The organism is Paraconexibacter sp. AEG42_29 (genome assembly GCF_040581415.1).
Classification (GTDB): domain Bacteria; phylum Actinomycetota; class Thermoleophilia; order Solirubrobacterales; family Solirubrobacteraceae; genus Paraconexibacter.
This window is the reverse complement of record NZ_CP114014.1, coordinates 2399199-2417684: the sequence shown is the minus strand read 5'-3', so window position 1 is coordinate 2417684 and position 18486 is coordinate 2399199. Positions and strand designations below refer to the sequence as shown.

Genomic DNA, 18486 nt, shown 5'->3' with positions numbered 1-18486 from the left:
GCACCGGCCGACTCCGCCCGCTGCTGGCGGCGAGGTCCGCCGCCCCCGTAGCCTGTGCCGGCGATGCCCGCCACCCTCCCCGACGAGGTCCGTGCCCACTGCGCCGCCGTGACGGCCGACGCGACGGCCGTCCGCATCGACGACGCGGCGCTCGAGCGCGTGGCCGGCGGCGAGTGGGCGGTGGCCGACCCCGGCCTCGATGCCCGCAGCCACCTGCTCGAGGGCGACGCGGAGGACATCGCCCGCGCGATGCTGATCGCCGACGCGGTGAACTTCGGCTCGGGCTGGTTCCCCACCCTGCGCAAGCGTGTCGACCATGCGACCGGCCGGCCGGTGTCCGGGTCGATCACGATCGCGTGGGGCCTCAGCGACCACCATCGCGCGCACGGCGTCTGGACCGCGGACGAGCTCCGCGCCACCCGCGCCGACGCCCTCGCCGCGCTGCTCGGCCAGGCAGGCGACCACGAGCTGATGAGCCTCTACGCCCAGGCGCTGCGCGCGCTCGGGGTGTTCCTGGGCGGCCGCAGCGCCCTCGAGGTCGTCGCGGCCGCGGACGGGTCAGCCGCCGCCCTCGCCCGGCAACTGGCCGACGGCATGGCGCTCTACGCCGACCACGGCTTCTACAAGCGCGCGCAGATCACGGCGAACGACCTCGCGCTCGCCGGCGTCGCGCGGTTCCGGGACCTGGACGACCTGACGATCTTCGCCGACAACCTCGTCCCCCACGTCCTGCGCTGCGAAGGCGTCCTGGTCTACGACGAGGCGCTGGCCGCCCACATCGACGCGGGCCGCACGCTGCCGTTCGGACGCCGCTGGGAGCGGGAGATCCGTGCCTGTGCGGTCACCGCCTGCGAGCGCTTGGCCCCGCAGCTCGGCGTGCCGGCGCGGGTGCTCGACACCTGGCTGTGGAACCGCGGCCAGGACCCGGAGATGAAGGCACGACCGCGGCACCGCTGCCGCTGCGTCTTCTACTGAGGCCGAGGCGCGTCAGCCGCCGGCCGGGCTCGGGCCCGTCACGGCGCGGAGCCGCCGGACCTCGGCCTTCGCGGCCTCGACGTCGGCCTGCGGGCCACCGAGCTCGCCGACCGCGGCCTCGAGCGCGGCCAGGCGAGTCGTCAGCGCCCGCAGCGCGTCAGCGACAGGGTCCGGCAGGTGGATCCAGTCCGCGTCTGGGCCCTCGGGGCGCCGCCCGTCGACCCGCACCGGATGGCCGGGGTTGCCGACCACCGTCGAGTTCGGCGGGACGTCCTTGATGACGACCGTGTTCGCGCCGACCTTCGCGCCGTGGCCGACCGTGATGGGGCCGAGCAGCTTGGCGCCCGAGCCGACCGTGACGTTGTCCTGCACCGTCGGGTGCCGCTTGCCGGTCGCGAAACCCGTGCCGCCCAGCGTGACGCCCTGGTACAGGGTGACGTTGTCGCCGATCTCGGCCGTCTCGCCGATCACGACGCCCATGCCGTGGTCGATGAAGAGGCCGTCGCCGATCCGGGCCGCCGGATGGATCTCGATCCCGGTGAACGACCGGGTGGCCGACGCGATCGACCGCGGGACGACCGGCACGCGCGCGGCGTGGAGCACGTGCGCGACACGGTGGGCCAGCAACGCGTGCACACCGGGCCACGCCATGAGGATCTCCGCCGAGCTGACCCCGCGCGCCGCCGGGTCGCGGTCGTGCACGGCCGCGACGTCCTTGCGGATCTCACCGGCCACGCGGGCGATGGTGCTCAGGCCAAGCATGTGTCCGGAGGGTAGCGGGCTGACCGAGCCCCTACCGCGGGCGCACGGAGCGGTGCGCGATACTCGGCGTGTCGATGTCAGCGCCGCGCGTCCTCATCCTCCACGGCTGGAACGGGTCCCCCGCGGGGCATTGGCAGCGCTGGCTGGCGACCGAGCTGACGGCCGCCGGCGCCGCCGTGCGCTTCCCGGACCTCCCTGCCTGCGCCCGTCCGTGTCCCGACCGCTGGGGCGCCGCCCTGCACCCGGAGCTGCAGGCCCTCGCCGAGCTGCCCGGCGACGGCGAACGCGTCGTCTGCTGTCACTCGCTCGGCTGCGTGCTGTGGATCCGCGAGGCGCACCGCCTCGCGCCGGAGCACGTGGTCGACCGCGTGGTCCTCGTCGCCCCGCCCTGCCCGGGTTCGAAGGTCCCGGAGCTCGCGCGCTTCTACCCGACCCGCGCCCAGCGCGACGACGTCGAGCGTGCCGCCCGTGGCAGCACGCTGCTCGTCTGCTCCGACGACGACCCCTACTGTCCGGGCACCGGGGCGGCCGACCACTGGGGATCCCCACTGGGCCTGACGCCGGACCTGCTCCCCGGCCAGGGTCACCTGAACCTCGAGGCCGGCTACGGCCCGTGGCCCGCGATGGCCGAGTGGGTCATGGGCCGCCGCGAGCGCATCGCGGCCTGACGCAGCGCTCCGCCGCAGCGGCCGCAGCCGTCGTCGTCGACCGTCGACGCGTCAGTAGGCGAAGAACGGCAGCGACACGTAGCGCTCGCCGCCGTCCGGCAGCACGACGGCGATCCGCTTGCCCTGTGACTCGGGCCGGGCCGACACCTCGAGCGCCGCCCAGAGCGCGGCACCGCACGAGAGGCCGACCAGCAGGCCCTCCTCGCGCGCGCACCGGCGCGCCGTCTCGATCGCGGCCTCGTCGCTGACGGCGATCACCTCGTCGATGATCTCCCGGTTCAGGACGGGCGGGACGAAGCCGGCACCGATGCCCTGGATGCGGTGCGGGCCCGCGGGCCGGCCGCTGAGGACCGCTGAGCTGCGCGGCTCGCACGCGACGATCTGCAGGCTCGGGTTCTTGTGCTGCAGGTACTCGCCGGCGCCCGTGATGGTGCCGCCCGTGCCGACCCCGGCCACGAGCACGTCGATCTTGCCGTCGAGCTGCTTCCAGATCTCCGGGCCGGTCGTCCGGCGGTGCGCCTCGGGGTTGGCGGGGTTCGAGAACTGGTCGGGCAGGAAGACGTCGTCGCGCTCGGCCATGGCGCGGGCGGCGCCGACCGCCTCGTTCATGCCGCCGAGCGACTCGACGACCTCCACGCGCGCGCCGTAGAGGCGCAGCAGTCCCTCCCGCTCGCGGCTCATTCCCTGCGGCAGCGTCAGCACGAGCTCGTACCCCTTGGCCGCGCAGACGAAGGCCAGGGCGATGCCGGTGTTGCCGCTCGTGGCCTCGACGATCGTGGTGCGGCCTGGCTCGATCCGACCCGCGGCCTCCGCGGCCTCGATCATGGCGACGCCGATCCGGTCCTTCACGCTGCCGCCCGGGTTGCTGACCTCGACCTTCCCGAACAGCTCCACGCCGTCCACGCCCAGGCGGGTGAGCTGGACCATCGGCGTGCGTCCGACAAGTGCCGAAACGTTGATCGGGATTCCGGCCATCATCAGATATTAGGCGAGAGCATCGACCGAACGTCCGTCCGCTGACGAACTTCTGGGCTTAGGCGGGCTTTAGCGCTTATGGGGTCACGACCCCATGCCGATGTAGGTCGGGAATCGCCGCATACCCGTCCCGGCGACTCCTCCACTCTCATGGCTCCCATCATTCTCGTCGGCGTTCTCATCGGCCTCCCGGCCCTCCTCCTGGTCGGCGACCTGCTGCGTCTCGGCCGCAAGCCCGCCGACCGTTTCGCCGGCGATCCGCACGGTCCCCGTCGCGAGGCGAAGGCACGTGAGATGGCCGCGACGGCCGCAGCCAGCAACGCCTCCCGCGGCTCGGCCGCCCTGATGGCCGGCACCCGCGTCCGCGACCTCGCGGCCGCCCAGGCCGCGCCCGCGGCTGCCCCCGTGGCGGCCGCCCCGTTCGTCGAGCGCCGTCAGCAGTCCCTGCCCTTCGTCGGCACCGACCGCCGCATCGCGCTCTCCGAGGCCGCCGCCGTCGCCGGCACCGCTCCCGCAGCCCCGTCCCGCCGCCCGATCGTCGCGTCCGACGACGCGCAGCGTGAGCAGCTGGAGGCGCTGCTGCAGTCCATGAACGCCGTCCGCCGGCAGCCCGAGATGGCGCCGGCGGCCTTCGCCTACGACGACGTTCAGGCGGCGCGCTCGGCCTGAGCTGCCTCGGCGCTGCGGCGGTCGACGCCGCTGCGCCGGTCGTTGCCGACGAACGCCAGGTCGCTCGACCGGCGTTCCAGGCCGCTGCGGCGGCCGATGCGGTCGCCCAGTGCCCGTGCGTCGGCGCTCTGGTTGGTCCGGGACGAGGCCCAGAGGCCCACGACGACCAGAGCGATCATCAGGGGGATGTAGCCCATCAGGAGCACGAAGGTCATGGGGACGTCCTTGTATCGGGGAAAGGGTGACCACTCCGGCAATCGGTCCCCCCGCCGCGCACTTGAGCGCAGGCAACCCCTTCTCGACGGATGGACGACGGGTCTTGCCGCCGTCCTGTGCGCCCGGTGACCGGGCCGGGCCGCGTCAGCCGACGGGCGGGACGGCGGCGCCGGGCAGTGGGCGGGTGACGAGGCCCTCGGCGACGGCCCACTCCATGGTGCGCCGGAACGTCTCGGCCACCGGGGTGTAGACCAGCCCCAGCTCGCGCGTCGCGCGCGAGCCGTCGTAGCGGTGGCCGTGCAGGATCGTGCCGACGCGGGCCGGGCAGATCGGGTTCGTCCGGCGGCGCGCGCGGTACACGAGGTCGACCGCGTTCGCCGCCGCCCGCGCGACCGGCGGCGGGATCATCGGGACGCGCTGCTCGACGCCGGACAGCTCGGTCACGATGCGCAGCGCCTCGGCCGACGGGATCGTCGCGCCGTTGAGGACGTACCGCTGGCCCGACGTCCCGCGCTCGGCTGCGAGCAGGTGCGCCTCGACGACGTCCTCGACGTCGACGACGCTCACGTGGGTGTCCACGAACGCACGAAGTCTGCCGTTGAGGTAGGCGATGATGATCGCGCCGTTGCCGCCCTTGCGCGGCGGCCCCTGGACCGACGACGGGTTCAGCGCCACGACCTCGACCCCGTGCGCGGTGGCCGCGGCGAACGCGACGCCCTCCGCCTCGTGCTTGGAGCGGTCGTAGACGGACAGGTAGCTCCCGCGATGCGCGCAGTCCTCGGTCCCGACGGTGCCCTCGGCCTCGCCGAGCGAGGCAGCCGAGGACGTGAAGACGACGCGCCGCACCCCGGCGGCCGCGGCGGCCTCGACGACGGTGCGCGTCCCCTCGACGTTGACGCGCAGCAGCCGGTCGGGGTCGGCGGGGCAGTGCGAGTTCACGCCGGCGACGTGGTAGGCGAGCTCGCAGCCGGCGAGCCCGGCGGCCACGGCGTCCGCGTCCAGGACGTCGCCACGGACGGCCGTCACCCCGCGCGCGCTCAGCGCGGCGGCGGCAGCGTCGGACCGGGCGAGGCCGACGACCTCGTCGCCGCGGGCGACCAGCCGGTCGGCCAGTTGGCCGCCGATGAACCCGCTCCCGCCGGTGAGGAAGACCTTCGCCACGGGCTGCGGCTATGCCGGCTGGCGCTGGTCGGCGACCGGCCCCGAGCCGTCGTCGGCGGAGTCGTTGCCGGCGGCCGAGGCGGCGCGGGCGGCGCGCTCCCGGCCGGCCGCGATCCGCGGATCCGGCGTCGTGTCGCCGCCGGACGCGGCGAGGAACAGCCGGACGCGTTCCATGACCTCGCGCGGCCCCTCGCCCGGGGCCGGCGTGATCGGGGCGCCGAAGGCGATGGTCGCCGGGCGCCGGTGACCGAGCAGCCCGCCGGGCGCACGGGTCGGCCAGCTGCGACCGGTCGGCATCGCCTCGTGCGTCCCGCCGACGTAGACGGGGACGATCGGGACGCCGTAGGCCATCGCCATGACCGCGGAGCCGGCGCGCAGCCGGCCGACAGAGCCGTCGCGCGACCGCGTGCCCTCGGCGAAGACGACGACGGACCAGCGCTCGTCGAGCAGGCGGGTGAGGTGCGCGGGCGGGCCCTCGTGCAGCGTGCCGCCCTGGCGCTCGAGCGGGACGGTGCAGAACGCCAACGAGACCGCGTTCGCGAGGTGGCGCTTGACGTAGAAGTAGTCGGCGGCCGCGGCGACGGTGGTCCGGCGGCGCCAGCGGGTCGGCAGCGCGCGCAGCAGCGCCGGGGTGTCCATGTGGCTCGCGTGGTTCGCGACGAAGATGACCGGCTGGTCGAGCGTCTCGAGGTGCTCGTGCCCGACCACCGCGCGCCGCGTGTAGATGTCCATGAGCGGACCGAAGACGCCGCAGATGATGGCCTCGCGGGCGACGCGCGCGGGCAGCGTCCGCGCCCACGGCTGATCCATGCTGTCGGCGCCGGAGTCCATGCCTAGGCCTACTCCCGCACGCCGGGAAGGTTTCCCGGCGCGGCTCACACGATCTTGCCGGGGTTCAGGTTCGCCCCCGGGTCGGTGCCGTGCAGCAGCGCCTTCAGCAGGACGACACCGGGCGCCGAGATGTCCTGCTCGAGCCACTCGCTGTGTTCGGTCCCGACCGCGTGGTGATGCGACAGCGTGCCCCCGTTGTCGACGAACGCCTGCTGGATCGCCTTCTTGACGACGTCGTACTGCTCGATCATGTCCGTGCCGGGCGCCGGCTCGAACGCGAACGTGAAGTAGAGGCACGCGCCCGCGTGGTAGGAGTGCGACAGGTGGCACATCAGGTAGCCGCGCACGCCCATGCCGTCGAGGGCCGCCTGGCCGGCGGCGCGCGTGTTGTCGTAGAGCTCGCGGAGCCGGCCCCATGGCGCCGCCGTCTCCGACACGTCCGCAGCGGCGCCGCGGTCGAGCAGGAAGTCGCGGATGTACGGGGTGTCGAACTTCTTCTGGTCGTAGAGCTGGCCGGGGCTCGCGCCGATGCACAGGCCGCCGTGGGCGCCGACGATGCGGCCGACCTTGCGGCGCTGCTCGCTGACGTGGTCCTCGCTGCCCTCGTAGCCGATGAACGACAGGCACATCTCCTCGAGCGCGAACCCCTTCGCCTTCGTCAGGAAGGTCGTCAGCGCCTTGGACTGCACCTTGTCCAGGCGCGTCGACGCCTTCCGCGTGGCGAACGAGAACTGCGTCTCCGGCGCGTCGGACACGCGGGTCACCGAGACGGACGCGTCGCTGAGCGCGATCGCGTGCATCGCGTCCAGCCCCGCCTGGAAGGTCGGGAAGAGGTAGCCGAGGATGGTCCGCGCCTGCGGCAGGTGACGGATGTGGACGGTCGCCTCGGTGATCAGCCCGAGCCGTCCCTCGCTGCCGAGCACCATCTCGCGGATCGACGGACCCGTCGAGGTGCTGGGGACCGGCCGCGTGACGAGCGTGCCCGCGGGGGTGACGACGCGCAGCCCGCGGACCATGTCGGCGATGTCGCCGTAGCGGTCGGACTGCATGCCCGATGAGCGGGTCGCGATCCAGCCGCCGAGCGTCGAGTGCGTGAAGCTGTCCGGGTAGTGGCCGAACGTGTAGCCGCGGGCGTTGAGCTGCTCCTCGAGGTGCGGGCCGAAGACGCCCGCCTGGACGCGGGCCAGCCGCGAGGCCTCGTCGATCTCCAGCACCTGGTCGAGCCGGCTCATGTCGACGGACAGCACGGTGCGGGTCTCGGCCGCGGACGCCTCCAGGCTGCCCGAGATCGACGTGCCGCCGCCGAAGGGGATGACCACCGCGTCGGCCGCGAGCGCTGCCGCGAGGACCGCGGTCACCTGGTCCTCGTCCGCCGGCCGGACGACGAGGTCGGGGATCCGCGGCAGGTCCCCGCGGCGCTGGCGGATCAGGTCGCGGATCGACTTCCCGCGGGCGTGGACGACGCGGTCCAGGCCGTCGTCGCTGAGCGCGTCCTCGCCGACGGCGGCGACCAGCGCGGCGCGCAGGTCGTCCGCGACGTCGGGCGCGGGCAGGTCGAGCTCGTCGAAGGTCTTCGGGGACTCGGTCGCCGCGCCGACGTCGAGCCCGATCTTCTCGATGATGAAGTCGCGGAGCTCCGGCTTGTCCTCGTGCGTGAACGCCACGCCGTCGACGCCCCAGCCCCACCATTTCATCGCAGCCATGTCCCGCGATCGTACGCCGGATCCGTCCGGCGCGGCGTGCGGTCCGGCGGCCCGCCGCTAGGTGCTGGGCAGGAAGTAGAAGATCGCGATGATCAGGCAGATCAGCATCGCGGAGATGAAGAACGCCGACGAGAGGTCCTCGCTGGTGCCCGGGAACGGGCGCTTGTCCTCTTCCTGCGCGACCACCTTCTCCTTGCGCAGGCCGCTGGTGGGCACGCCGGGAGGACGCAGGCTGCTGGCGACGGTGAGCTGCTCGGCCGGGCCGTTGGCCGATGCGCGCGGGGGAGCGTCCGACTTGCTCGAGGATTCCATGGTCCAGTTCTACCCGACCGCCGATCGGCCGCGGGGGCGACCCTCCCCCATCGGGGGGTAGATCCCCCACGGAGAGGTCACCCCGGACGCGTGACGGACGGCCCGGTCGGCATCCGAACCGCTGCTTCTGCAGCGCAACCCGTGCTCAACGTCCGCTTCACATTCGCGGGCTTAGCTGGTGGTGCACCGGTGCGAGAGAGGGTCGGTGTGGAGTGTGAGAAGAACCCGCTGGGAGGCGGATGCAGGGTGGGGCGCCCGTTTCCCGTTCGGGCCGCCCCGCCCCCTGCCTCTGCTCGTTGCGCGCCTTCGGTCCTGACCGGACAGACGCGACGTGGTCAGTCGCCGCGGCGGCGGTCGTGCGGTGTCCCGTCCGCGGCACGCCGGTCCCGCGGGGCCGTGTCGCCGGCCCGGCGGTTGCGCGGCGCCGAGTCGCCGCCGGCGGGCACGTCGACCGGCACGCGGCGCCGAAGGTCGGGCTCCGGCTGGATGAGGCGCTGGCGCAGGAGGTGGTTGACCAGCCGCGGCGCCACGACGTCGAGCGCCTTCGCGGCGAGCGCCATGCGTGGCGCCACCCGGACCGGCCGGCGGCGCGCGGCGTCGAGCATCCATGCGGCGGCCTCGTCGGCCGTGAGCGCAGCGACGCCGTCGTAGGCGCGGGTCGGGGCCATCATCGGCGTGGACACCAGCGGGTAGTAGAGCGTCGTGGCGTGGACGCCGAGATCGCCCCACTCGGTCTCGATCACGCGGCTCACGACGCCCAGCGCCGCCTTGGACGCGATGTAGCCGCCGAACAGCGGCGATGCCTCCGGGAGCACGCGCCAGGAGGCGACGTTGATGATGTGGCCGTCGCCGCGCTCGATCATCCCGGGCGCGAGGCCGCGGATCAGCCGCAGCGGGGCGTAGTAGTTGAGCGTCGTGAGCCGTTCGATGTCGTGCCACCGCTCGAGCGACTCGAGCAGCGGGCGCCGGATCGACCGGCCGGCGTTGTTGACGAGGACGTCGACCCGGCCCGCCCGCTCGACCAGGGCGTCGACCGACGCGAGGTCGGAGAGGTCGGCGGGGAGCGCGATGGCCTGGCCGCCCCGCGCTGCGATGCGCGCCACCAGCGCGTTCAGCAGCGCCTCGCGCCGGGCGACGGCGAGGACGGTCGCGCCGGCGGCGGCGAACTGCACCGCCGCGGCCTCGCCGATGCCCGACGACGCACCGGTGATAAGGACACGCCGACCGCGCAGGTCGATCGTGGCGCGGCCCCGCCGGAGGTGGGGCTCCGGCTGCATCCCGGCCCGCCGGACGGTCGTCTTGAGCCGCGGGCCTACCTGTGACCGGCGGGTCGGACGACCCACCTAGATGTAGTACATCGAGACTCCGGCAGACCGTTCCTCGGCTGCCACGACATCGGCGATCGTCGTGTCCTGCAGCACCTTGCGCGCAGCGGCGGCGGCATCCGCGAAGACGCCCTCGGAGTCGCGGCCGAGCGGGCCGTCGAGGAGCTCGACGATCTCCAGGACCGTGATCGTCGACGGGTCGCGGGCGAACGAGTAGCCGCCCTTGACCCCGCGCTGGGACTTCAGGACACCGGCCCGGCGGAGCGTCGCGAAGAGCTGCTCGAGGAACTGGACGGGAACCTCGCGGCGGCGCGCGAGCTCCCCGATCGGGACGGGCCCCGTGTCACCGGCACGACCGAGCTCAGTCAGCGCCTTGAGGGCGTAGGGGCTTTTGGTGGTGATCGAGATCATGGGGATACGGTTCCGGGATCGATCGTATGGCACGCATCGGCCGTTGGGGGCCGCCACTGGCGCTGATGGGCGTGATCTTCGCCCTGTCGGCGCAGTCCGACCTGAACTCGGGCCTCGGGACGGTCGACCTGATCGGCCGGAAGATCGTGCACGCCACCGAGTACGGCGTGCTCTGGTGGCTGTGGCTGCGTGCGCTGGACCGCGTCCCCGCCGTCCGCTTCCGCCGCGCGGGCCCGCAGCTGCTCGCCGCGGTGATCACGATCGCCTACGCGTGCACGGACGAGCTCCACCAGAGCTTCGTCGACGGCCGGCACGGGACGCCGGTCGACGTGCTCATCGACTCGACGGGCGTGGCGATCGCCGTGGCGATCACCCGCACCGTCCAGGCACGCCGGCGGCCCTGACTACAACCAGCCGCGCTCGGTGGCCATGAGGACGGCCTGGGCGCGGTCGACGGCGCCGAGCTTGCCGTAGATGTTGTGCAGGTGGGTGCGGACCGTGCTCGTCGAGAGCTCGAGCTCGAGGGCGATCTGCTTGTAGACCTTGCCCTCGGAGAGGCGCTTGAGGACCTCCACCTCGCGGGAGGACAGCGGGCACGGGTCGATCTGGCGGGTGCGGCCGCTGGTCGGGTACGGAAGGTCGTACATGACGGAGCGCAGCTCGGTCGGCCCCAGGCCGATGACGCGGGCGCAGCGCAGCAGCTCGGTCGGGGACACGGCACCGCCCTGCGCGTAGTGCGCGAGCATGTCGGCCAGCCGGACGAACGCGGCCTCGCCGGTGGCGTCGTCGGAGTGATGGCGCTCGATGACCGAGGCGACCGACTTCGGCAGGCCCCAGCGGCGGGCCAGGACGCCGCCGACGAGGGCGTGGTCGACGCCGAGCTCGCGGCGCTCGCGGTGGATCCGCTCCTCCGGGGTGCGCGCGCCGGCGTGGACCTGCTGCGGGTAGCCCGGGTAGGCGTGCATCAGGACGAGCTTGCCGATGTCGTGCAGGAGCGCGGTCACCATGAGGCGGTCGCGGTGCTCGTACTCGGCCTCCTGCGCCAGGCGGTCGGCGGCGCGCTGCGTGGCGACGCCGTGCAGGCGGAAGCGCTCGGGCGCCGCGTCCCAGACGGACGAGCGCTCGAAGAAGTCGAAGGTGCGGGCGCGGGTCGCGAGCGACTGGACGGCCTCGGGCGAGAGCAGCTCGACGGCCTGGACGACGGACTCGACGCGGCCGCGGGTCTTGCCCTCGACCTGGTTGCCGAGGCGCAGGACCGCGATGACGAGCGCGACGTCCGACTCGACGGCGTTGACCACGTCGCTGGTGGAGACGCGGTCGGCGCTGACCAGGCGCAGCAGGCGGTTGCGGGACTCGGCCAGCGCGGGGAACGCCTCCAGCGCCTCGAAGGCGGCCGTCAGTCGGCGGCCGTGGCCTTCGTTGTGGTGACGCTGTGACCCGGCCTGGTCCGCACCCGAGGTGGACGCGGCGTCAGGGGTCGGGAGGGCGGCGGTGGCTGAGTTCATCGAAACGCTCTCTGTGAGATCCGTGGACATCGGTATGACCCCGTTATCGGCAGGGCTGGACGGATGATTGAGCGTTACTTCTCAGCAGGGTGTTCGTGGCACCGCAACGGTCGACCGCGGGACGCCGGTCGGCGCCCGGCTCAGCCCGCGGCGTCGGCGATCCGGCGCAGCGACTCCTCCCGGCCCAGGACGGTCAGCGTCTCGAAGATCCCGGGTGAGACCGCCGTGCCTGCGAGGGCGACGCGGATCGGCTGGAAGACGTCCTTCGGCTTCGCCTCGCGCGCGGCGAGCAGCTCCTGCAGCGCGTTCTCGATCGGCTCGTGCGCCCAGGTGTCGATCCCGCTCAGGGCGGCGTGCGCGGCCGTGAGCGACTCGCGCCCGGCGTCGGTCAGCCACTTCGCGCGCGCCTTCTCGTCGTCGGTGGCCGGCCCGTCGAAGATGAACCCCGCGAGCGGCCAGAAGTCCGCCAGCGTCTGGATCTTCTCGCGCGAGATCTCCACGGCGTCGCGCAGGCCCGTGCGGCCGGTGAACGCCTCGAGCTCGGCGGTCAGCTCGTCGAGTGACAGCTCGCGCAGGTAACGACCGTTCATCCAGCGCAGCTTCTTCTCGTCGAACTGCGCCGGGTTCTTGGAGACGCGCCCGACGTCGAAGCGCGCGACGAGCTCGTCGGTGCTGATGAGCGTCTCGTCGTCCGTGTCGCCCCACCCGAGCAGGGCGATGTAGTTGCGGATCGCCGCCGGCAGGTAGCCCGCGTCGCGCAGCTCCTGCACCGAGGCGGCGCCGTGGCGCTTGGACAGCTTCTTGCCGTCAGGGCCGTGGAGCAGCGGCAGGTGCGCGAAGAGCGGCGGATCGATGCCCATCGCCACGTAGACCAGGAGCTGCTTCGGGGTGTTCGAGAGATGGTCCTCGCCGCGGACGACGTGCGTGATGCCGGCGTCCGCGTCGTCGACGGCGACCGCGAAGTTGTAGAGCGCGGTCCCGTCGGCGCGGGCGATGACGGGGTCGTCGAGATGGACGTGCTGGAAGGTCGTGTCGCCGCGGACGAGGTCGTGGACGACCGTGGCCCCGTCGTCGGGGATCCGCAGGCGGACGGCCCCCTCGGGCTCGGCTGTCCCGCGGAAGCCCTTGTCGGCGCCGTGCTCGGCCTTGTACGCCTTCACGTCGTCCCCGGTCGCGGTGGAGCGGTAGGCGTGCCCACCGTCCAGCAGCTGCTGCAGGACCTCCTCGTGACGGCCGGACCGCGAGACCTGCGAGATCGGCCCCTCGTCCCAGTCGATCTGCAGCCAGCGCAGCGCGTCGAGGATCTGCTCGACGTTCTCGGGCGTTGAGCGCTCGCGGTCGGTGTCCTCGATGCGCAGGACCATGGTCCCCTCGCTGCCGCGGGCCATCAGCCAGTTGTAGAGGGCGGCGCGGGCGCCACCGATGTGGAGGGCCCCGGTGGGGCTGGGGGCGAAGCGAACACGCATTTCTGTAGAACCTAGTCAATGCTCATCGGATGCCACGTCTCCCCTGCCGGCGGGGTCTACAACGCCGTCGCGCGCGGGATCGAGCGCGGCGCGCGGTGCGTGCAGATCTTCAACCAGAGCCCGCGGATGTGGAAGCCCACCGTCTACAAGGACGAGGACGTCGCGCGGTTCCGGGCGGACATGGCGGCGTCCGACGTGGACGCGCTGCTGATCCACGCCGTGTACCTGCTGAACGCCGGCACCGACGATCCCGAGATCCGGGCCAAGACGGTCACGTCGCTTACCGCCTCGCTCCGCGCCGGGGACGCGCTGGGCGCGCATGCCGTCGTCCTGCACCCGGGGTCGGCGAAGACGGGCGACGTCGGCGAGGCGATCGCCCGGGCAGGCGAGGTCATCCGCGAGGCGCTGGCCGAGTCCGGCGCGTGCCCCCTGCACCTGGAGAACACCGCGGGCGCCGGCGGGACGCTCGGCCGCTCGTTCGACGAGCTGGCCGCGCTGATCGACGCCGCAGGGGGCGACCCGCGCCTGGGCCTGTGCCTCGACAGCTGCCACCTCTACGCGTCCGGGCACGACATCCGGACGGCGGAAGGACTGACCCGAACCCTCGACGAGTGCGATGCGAAGGTCGGGATCGGCCGGCTCGGGTCGCTGCATCTGAACGACTCCCAGGTCGGCCTCGGCTCGAACCGCGACCGTCACGCGGACATCGGCAAGGGCGAGCTGGGCGAGGACGGCTGCGCGGTGTTCCTGTCCGAGCCGCGGTTCGAGAGCCTGCCGGTGGTGCTGGAGACGCCGGGGCCGGACAAGAAGGGCACGCCCCCTGAGGAGATCACGCTCTGCCGGGAGCTCCGCGAGCGGGGTCTGGCGGCACGCTGACGAGCGCGCGGCAGACCGGTGGCCGTCAGCCCCCACCTTGCGGTGGACGGGGCTGGCCGGCGGGACGAGTGGTGGATCGCACGGTTCCCGGCCGGGTGGAACGCCATTCACCGCGCCCGGGCGGGGCGAGGGGTGGATCGCACGGCTCCCAGCCCGGTGGAACGCCATTGACCGCCGCCGCCCCGGCGACCCGGCACGCTCGGAGGATTCAGCGGGACAGGCCCGCCAGACCCTCCACGCAGCCGGGCCCGGTTGGACGCTCGGAGGATTCGGCGGGTCAGGCCCATCAGACCCTCCGCGCGTTGCAGCACCCCAGCCGCGGAGGGCCATGACCGATCGCCCGTCACCCCGGCATCACACCATCACCCCGCACGAGAACCAGAGCCCCGCTCGCGGCTGGTCAGGCCGTCGTCAGCCGCCGGCGAGGACCGCGTCGAACCCCTCGGCCTTGAGCAGCTCGAGCACCGTGTCGCGGTGGTCGCCCTGGATCTCGATGACGCCGTCCTTCGCCGAACCCCCGACGCCGCAGCGCTTCTTCAGCCGGCCGGCGAGCTCGCGCAGCTGCTCGTCGGTCACGGGGACGTTCGACACGCTCGTCACGGTCTTCCCGCGCCGACCGGAGGTCTCGCGGCGGACCTTGACCCGCCCACCGCCGCCGCCGGTGGCCGCCGGCTGCGGGTCGCGGGCCTTGCGCAGGTCCCCGTCGCTCGTCGAGTAGACGACCTTGGCGTTGCTCCGTTTCGCCATCGAGCCAGCGTAGTAGCGGTCGGCTACGCGTGCTGCCTGGCCGGTCGGCCACTCGCGTACTGGTCGTCGCCGGGACCGAAGTACGGCTCCTCGGGGCCGGGGTCGCCGTCGTCGTTCACCGTCGCAGGCCCCGGAGCGTCGCGGCCCAGAGCCGGCTCGACCGCCACCGGGACGGCGACCGGCGGCTCGACGGGGACGGCCTGCGGCGAAGGCGGCGGACAGGGCGCCGCGGCCGGCTCGCGTGCCGCGGCCGGGGGCGGCGTCGCGGTCACCGCCGGGGCGGCAGGCGCCGCGGGTTCCGCGGCAGCGGCCGCGGCGGGTTCCGCAACCGCGGGCGCGGCGTCGGCCGTCGCGGCCGGCGCCTTGCGGATGACGGCCTTGCCCAGCAGCGCGTCGAGCTCCATCTTCAGCGTCGGCGAGGACTTGACGCGGTAGGCGTCCCCGAACCGCAGCCAGCGCTGACCCTGGGACGTCTGGAGGGCGAGCACCAGCTCCGACTCGCCCGGGAAGTTCTCGAGCACGTACTTCAGGTCATCGATGATGGTGCGCGGCAGCAATGCGGCATCGACGTGGTAGTTGATCGGCTGCGGGCCGACCGGGATCTTCGCCACGGCCTCCTTCGCCGCCTCGACCTCACGCGCGGTCGGGGTGAACGGCTTCATCTCCTGGACGATCACCGACGTGCCCTTGTCGCCGTGGTCGACCTTGCCGCGGACGATCAGGACCTCGTCGACCTGTGGCTCGTACTCCTGCAGCGTCTTCGGGAAGATCAGCAGCTCGACCGCGCCCTCGAGGTCATCGATCGTCGCGAACATCATGGCGTCGCCTGACTTCGTGCGGATCTTCTTCGCCGCCGTGACGATGCCGCCGACCTTGACCCACTCCTGGTCCTTGACGTTGCCCAGGTCGGACAGGCGGTAGTCGGTCTTGACGATCAGCGCCTCGCGGACCTCCTTCAGCGGGTGGGCCGACAGGAACAGCCCGATCGCCTCCTTCTCCAGCGCGAGCAGCTCGGTCTGCTCGAACTCCTCCGGCGGGATCGGCGGGTGCAGCGGCGCCGAGAATGCACCCGGGGAACCGCCGGAACCGCCGCCGTCGTCGAACATGTCGAAGATCGAGCCCTGGCCGATCAACGCGTCCATCTGGACCTTCTGGCCCGCGCCCTGCGCCTGCTCGAGGACCTCCAGCATGCCCTTGCGCGAGGCGCCCGTCGAGCTGAAGGCGCCGCACTTGATCAGCGACTCGATCGCCTTCTTGTTCACCGCGCGCGGATCGACCCGCTCGCAGAACTCCCACAGCGACGTGTAGGGACCGCCGTCCTCGCGCGCGGCCTTGATCGCGTCGACGGCCGCACCCCCCACGCCCTTCACCGCGTGCAGGCCGAAGCGGATGTTCCCGTCGACCACCACGAACTCGTGGTCGGACAGGTTGACGTCCGGCGGCAGGACCTCGATCCCCATCTCGTCGCAGCGCGCGGCGAAGAACGGGACCTTGTCCTTGGTGTCCATCACCGAGGAGATCAGCGCGGCCATGTACTCGGCCGGGTGGTTGGCCTTCAGCCACGCCGTCCGGTAGGAGATCAGCGCGTAGCACGCGGCGTGTGACTTGTTGAACGAGTAGTCGGCCGACTTCTCGTTCGTCTCCCACAGCCAGTCGATCGTGTTCGGCGCCACGCCGTTCTTCAGGCAGCCCTCCCGGAACGCCGGCTCGAGCTCGGCCATCGCCTTGCGGTTCTTCTTGCCGATGGCCTTCCGCAGGTCGTCGGCCTTGGCGCCCGAGAACCCGCCTAGCGCCTTCGAGATCTGCATGGCCTGCTCCTGGTACAGGATCACGCCGTACGTCGGGCCGATGATCGGGTCCAGGCGCTCGTCGCGGGAGGCGACGGACTCCGGGTCGCGCTTCCCGCGCGCGTATGTCGGGATCTGGTCCATCGCGCCCGGGCGGTAGAGCGACACGAGCGCGACGAGATCGTCGAACTCCGTCGGCTTGACCTTCTGCAGGGCGTTCTGCATGCCCTCGGACTCGAACTGGAAGACGCCGACCGAGTCGCCGCGCGCGAGCATCTCGTACGTCTTGACGTCGTCCATCGGCAGGTCCTCCATCGAGGGGCGGACCCCCGTGGAGCGCTCGAGGATGTCCAGCGCGTCCTCGATCACGTCGAGGTTCCGCAGCCCCAGGAAGTCCATCTTGAGCAGGCCGAGGTCCTCGACGGGCTTCATCGAGAACTGCGTGACCTGCTTGTAGACCTTGTTGCCCTTCTCGTCCGTGGTGCGGGCGTCCGCCAGCTGCAGCGGGACCACGTCCGTCAGCGGCATGCCGGCGATGACGACGGCCGCAGCGTGGATCGAGTTGGAGCGGACGATGCCTTCCAGGCCGCGAGCGACGTCGATCACCTGCTTGGCGGTCGGGTCGCTGTCGTACGCGACCTTGAGGTCCATGCCGTCGGCGAGGCACGACTCGAACGTGGGCGACCGGCCCTGCTCGGGGTCGGGGATCAGCTTCGCCAGGCGGTCGCCGACGCCGTAGTCGTGGCCCAGCACCCGGGCCGCGTCCTTGGTGGCGGCGCGCGGCAGCATCTTGCCGAAGGTGATGATCTGGGCGACCGACTCGCGGCCGTACTTCTCGACCACGTACTGCATCACGCGCTCGCGACCGCGGACCGAGAAGTCGATGTCGATATCGGGCATCGACACGCGCTCGGGGTTCAGGAACCGCTCGAACAGCAGGTCGTGCTTGATCGGATCGAGGTCGGTGATGTTCAGCGTGTACGACACGAGCGAGCCGGCCGCCGAGCCACGACCGGGGCCGACCGCGACGCCGTTGTCCTTCGCCCACTTCACGAAGTCCCACACGATCAGGAAGTACGCGTTGAAGCCCATGCGGTCGATGACGCCGAGCTCCATCTCCATCCGCTCGATCGCCGCCGCCGGCAGCGGCATCCCGTACCGCCGGTGCATGCCCTCCATCACGCGCTCGCGGAGGTACTCGCGCTCGTCCTCGCCCTCGGGCAGGAACCGCGGGATCAGCTGGCCGCCGAGCGGGATCTCGATGTTGCACCGCTCCGCGATCTCCACCGTGGCCGCCAGGGCGCCCGGGTACTGCGCGAAGTCCTTCGCCATCTCGTCGTTGTTCTTCAGGAAGAACTCGTTCGTGTCGAACGTCATCTTCGGCATCGCCAGCGTCGACTTCGTCTGCACGCACAGCAGCGCCGTGTGGTGGTGGTAGTCCTCCTTGCGCAGGTAGTGCACGTCGCCGGTGCCGACGATCTGGGCGCCCATCTCGCGGGCGATCCGCTCGATGCCGGGGTTCGCCTTCTCCTGGTCGGCGATCCCGTTCTTCTGCAGCTCGAAGTAGACGTTCTCGCTGCCGAACGCGTTCACGAGCTGGTCGGCGTACTCGCGCGCCTCCTGGTCGCGGTCGTTCACGAGCCGCTGGCACAACCGGCCGGCGAGGCAGCCCGTCAGTGCGATGATGCCGCTGCCGTACCGCTCCAGCTGCCCCATGTCGACGCCCGGCTTGCCGCTGACGAGGCCCTCCAGGAAGCCCAGCGACGAGAGCTTCACCAGGTTGCGGTAGCCCTGGTCGTTCTGCGCCAGCAGCGTCAGGTGGTTGCGTTCGATCCGGCGGCCCGACCCCGGCTCGGGGCGGTCGGCGTGGTCGTCGACGTAGTAGACCTCGCAGCCGATGATCGGCTTGATGCCCGCGTCCTTGCACGCCTTGTAGTGCTCGATCGCGCCGTTCATCACCCCGTGGTCGGTGAGCCCCAGGGCCGGCTGGCCGAACGACGCGGCCTGCTGCGCCAGCTTGCTGATCTTGCACGCGCCGTCCAGCAGCGAGTACTCGGAGTGGACGTGGAGATGGGCGACGGGCGGGGTGCTCACGGC

17 protein-coding genes and 1 pseudogene are annotated in these 18486 nt (G+C 72.3%); 5 read left to right on the top strand and 13 right to left on the bottom strand.

Annotated elements, in window-relative coordinates; genetic code table 11:
* Positions 1-63: 63 nt before the first annotated feature.
* Positions 64-975 (top strand): queuosine salvage family protein, encoded by a 912-nt coding sequence (locus tag DSM112329_RS11695; protein WP_354701994.1) that lies wholly within the window; start codon positions 64-66, stop codon positions 973-975.
* Between the two features lie 12 nt (positions 976-987).
* Here DSM112329_RS11695 and epsC read toward each other — a convergent pair whose 3' ends face one another.
* The gene (gene epsC / locus DSM112329_RS11690) at positions 988-1737 is read right to left on the bottom strand and encodes a serine O-acetyltransferase EpsC (protein WP_354701993.1); all 750 of its coding nucleotides are present in this window, start codon (positions 1735-1737) and stop codon (positions 988-990) included.
* 74 nt (positions 1738-1811) lie between these two features.
* Here epsC and DSM112329_RS11685 point away from each other — a divergent pair, with 74 nt between their 5' ends.
* A complete protein-coding gene (locus tag DSM112329_RS11685; protein ID WP_354701992.1) occupies positions 1812-2405 on the top strand; it encodes an alpha/beta fold hydrolase in 594 nt (197 codons plus the stop codon).
* 51 nt (positions 2406-2456) lie between these two features.
* Here DSM112329_RS11685 and cysK read toward each other — a convergent pair whose 3' ends face one another.
* Positions 2457-3380 (bottom strand): cysteine synthase A, encoded by a 924-nt coding sequence (cysK, locus tag DSM112329_RS11680; RefSeq protein WP_354701991.1) that lies wholly within the window; start codon positions 3378-3380, stop codon positions 2457-2459.
* 150 nt (positions 3381-3530) lie between these two features.
* Between cysK and DSM112329_RS11675 the strand changes: the two genes are divergently transcribed.
* Positions 3531-4049 (top strand): hypothetical protein, encoded by a 519-nt coding sequence (locus DSM112329_RS11675; RefSeq protein ID WP_354701990.1) that lies wholly within the window; start codon positions 3531-3533, stop codon positions 4047-4049.
* On the opposite strand, the gene DSM112329_RS11670 is transcribed toward DSM112329_RS11675, so the two are convergent.
* From DSM112329_RS11670 to DSM112329_RS11640, 7 genes and pseudogenes are all read right to left on the bottom strand, one after another.
* Complete coding sequence (locus tag DSM112329_RS11670; protein ID WP_354701989.1) at positions 4028-4264, bottom strand: hypothetical protein; 237 nt, start codon at positions 4262-4264, stop codon at positions 4028-4030. The genes DSM112329_RS11675 and DSM112329_RS11670 overlap by 22 nt on opposite strands.
* Positions 4265-4409: 145 nt before the next feature.
* Entirely contained in the window at positions 4410-5426 is a 1017-nt protein-coding gene (locus DSM112329_RS11665; RefSeq protein WP_354701988.1) for an NAD-dependent epimerase/dehydratase family protein, read from the bottom strand.
* A 9-nt stretch (positions 5427-5435) separates the two neighbouring features.
* Positions 5436-6257: a lysophospholipid acyltransferase family protein gene (locus tag DSM112329_RS11660; protein WP_354701987.1), complete on the bottom strand. Its 822-nt coding sequence runs from the start codon at positions 6255-6257 to the stop codon at positions 5436-5438.
* Between the two features lie 44 nt (positions 6258-6301).
* The gene (locus DSM112329_RS11655; protein WP_354701986.1) at positions 6302-7960 is read right to left on the bottom strand and encodes an FAD-binding oxidoreductase; all 1659 of its coding nucleotides are present in this window, start codon (positions 7958-7960) and stop codon (positions 6302-6304) included.
* 57 nt (positions 7961-8017) lie between these two features.
* On the bottom strand, positions 8018-8272 hold the full coding sequence (locus tag DSM112329_RS11650; RefSeq protein ID WP_354701985.1) for a hypothetical protein: 255 nt from the start codon (positions 8270-8272) through the stop codon (positions 8018-8020).
* Between the two features lie 479 nt (positions 8273-8751).
* Positions 8752-9615 (bottom strand): annotated as a pseudogene (locus tag DSM112329_RS11645) (SDR family oxidoreductase); the annotation flags it as partial.
* On the bottom strand, positions 9616-10008 hold the full coding sequence (locus DSM112329_RS11640) for an Rrf2 family transcriptional regulator (RefSeq protein WP_354701984.1): 393 nt from the start codon (positions 10006-10008) through the stop codon (positions 9616-9618). It abuts the pseudogene before it with no gap.
* A 26-nt stretch (positions 10009-10034) separates the two neighbouring features.
* On the opposite strand from DSM112329_RS11640, the gene DSM112329_RS11635 reads away from it, so the two are divergent.
* Positions 10035-10412, top strand: a complete 378-nt coding sequence (locus tag DSM112329_RS11635) for a VanZ family protein (RefSeq protein ID WP_354701983.1) — start codon at positions 10035-10037, stop codon at positions 10410-10412.
* Here DSM112329_RS11635 and DSM112329_RS11630 read toward each other — a convergent pair whose 3' ends face one another.
* Together DSM112329_RS11630 and gltX are read right to left on the bottom strand one after the other, a co-directional pair.
* Positions 10413-11513: an HDOD domain-containing protein gene (locus DSM112329_RS11630; protein ID WP_354701982.1), complete on the bottom strand. Its 1101-nt coding sequence runs from the start codon at positions 11511-11513 to the stop codon at positions 10413-10415.
* A 140-nt stretch (positions 11514-11653) separates the two neighbouring features.
* Entirely contained in the window at positions 11654-12979 is a 1326-nt protein-coding gene (gene gltX, locus DSM112329_RS11625) for a glutamate--tRNA ligase (RefSeq protein WP_354701981.1), read from the bottom strand.
* An 18-nt stretch (positions 12980-12997) separates the two neighbouring features.
* Between gltX and DSM112329_RS11620 the strand changes: the two genes are divergently transcribed.
* Positions 12998-13855: a deoxyribonuclease IV gene (locus DSM112329_RS11620; RefSeq protein ID WP_354701980.1), complete on the top strand. Its 858-nt coding sequence runs from the start codon at positions 12998-13000 to the stop codon at positions 13853-13855.
* A 411-nt stretch (positions 13856-14266) separates the two neighbouring features.
* Here DSM112329_RS11620 and DSM112329_RS11615 read toward each other — a convergent pair whose 3' ends face one another.
* Positions 14267-14602 carry a stress response translation initiation inhibitor YciH gene (locus DSM112329_RS11615; protein ID WP_354701979.1) on the bottom strand — a complete coding sequence of 112 codons (336 nt, stop codon included), beginning with the start codon at positions 14600-14602 and terminating at the stop codon, positions 14267-14269.
* Between the two features lie 23 nt (positions 14603-14625).
* Positions 14626-18483, bottom strand: a complete 3858-nt coding sequence (gene dnaE, locus DSM112329_RS11610; protein ID WP_354701978.1) for a DNA polymerase III subunit alpha — start codon at positions 18481-18483, stop codon at positions 14626-14628.
* Between the last annotated feature and the right edge of the window lie 3 nt (positions 18484-18486).

Bases quoted from the DNA above. Each gene is read 5' to 3' on its own strand.
- DSM112329_RS11630 (WP_354701982.1), bottom strand. From the start codon at position 11,513: ATGAACTCAGCCACCGCCGCCCTCCCGACCCCTGACGCCGCGTCCACC.
- DSM112329_RS11650 (WP_354701985.1), bottom strand. From the start codon at position 8,272: ATGGAATCCTCGAGCAAGTCGGACGCTCCCCCGCGCGCATCGGCCAAC.
- cysK (WP_354701991.1), bottom strand. From the start codon at position 3,380: ATGGCCGGAATCCCGATCAACGTTTCGGCACTTGTCGGACGCACGCCG.
- DSM112329_RS11660 (WP_354701987.1), bottom strand. From the start codon at position 6,257: ATGGACTCCGGCGCCGACAGCATGGATCAGCCGTGGGCGCGGACGCTG.
- DSM112329_RS11685 (WP_354701992.1), top strand. From the start codon at position 1,812: ATGTCAGCGCCGCGCGTCCTCATCCTCCACGGCTGGAACGGGTCCCCC.
- DSM112329_RS11615 (WP_354701979.1), bottom strand. From the start codon at position 14,602: ATGGCGAAACGGAGCAACGCCAAGGTCGTCTACTCGACGAGCGACGGG.
- DSM112329_RS11640 (WP_354701984.1), bottom strand. From the start codon at position 10,008: ATGATCTCGATCACCACCAAAAGCCCCTACGCCCTCAAGGCGCTGACT.
- DSM112329_RS11655 (WP_354701986.1), bottom strand. From the start codon at position 7,960: ATGGCTGCGATGAAATGGTGGGGCTGGGGCGTCGACGGCGTGGCGTTC.
- DSM112329_RS11695 (WP_354701994.1), top strand. From the start codon at position 64: ATGCCCGCCACCCTCCCCGACGAGGTCCGTGCCCACTGCGCCGCCGTG.
- DSM112329_RS11670 (WP_354701989.1), bottom strand. From the start codon at position 4,264: ATGACCTTCGTGCTCCTGATGGGCTACATCCCCCTGATGATCGCTCTG.
- DSM112329_RS11675 (WP_354701990.1), top strand. From the start codon at position 3,531: ATGGCTCCCATCATTCTCGTCGGCGTTCTCATCGGCCTCCCGGCCCTC.
- DSM112329_RS11620 (WP_354701980.1), top strand. From the start codon at position 12,998: ATGCTCATCGGATGCCACGTCTCCCCTGCCGGCGGGGTCTACAACGCC.
- gltX (WP_354701981.1), bottom strand. From the start codon at position 12,979: ATGCGTGTTCGCTTCGCCCCCAGCCCCACCGGGGCCCTCCACATCGGT.
- epsC (WP_354701993.1), bottom strand. From the start codon at position 1,737: ATGCTTGGCCTGAGCACCATCGCCCGCGTGGCCGGTGAGATCCGCAAG.
- DSM112329_RS11635 (WP_354701983.1), top strand. From the start codon at position 10,035: ATGGCACGCATCGGCCGTTGGGGGCCGCCACTGGCGCTGATGGGCGTG.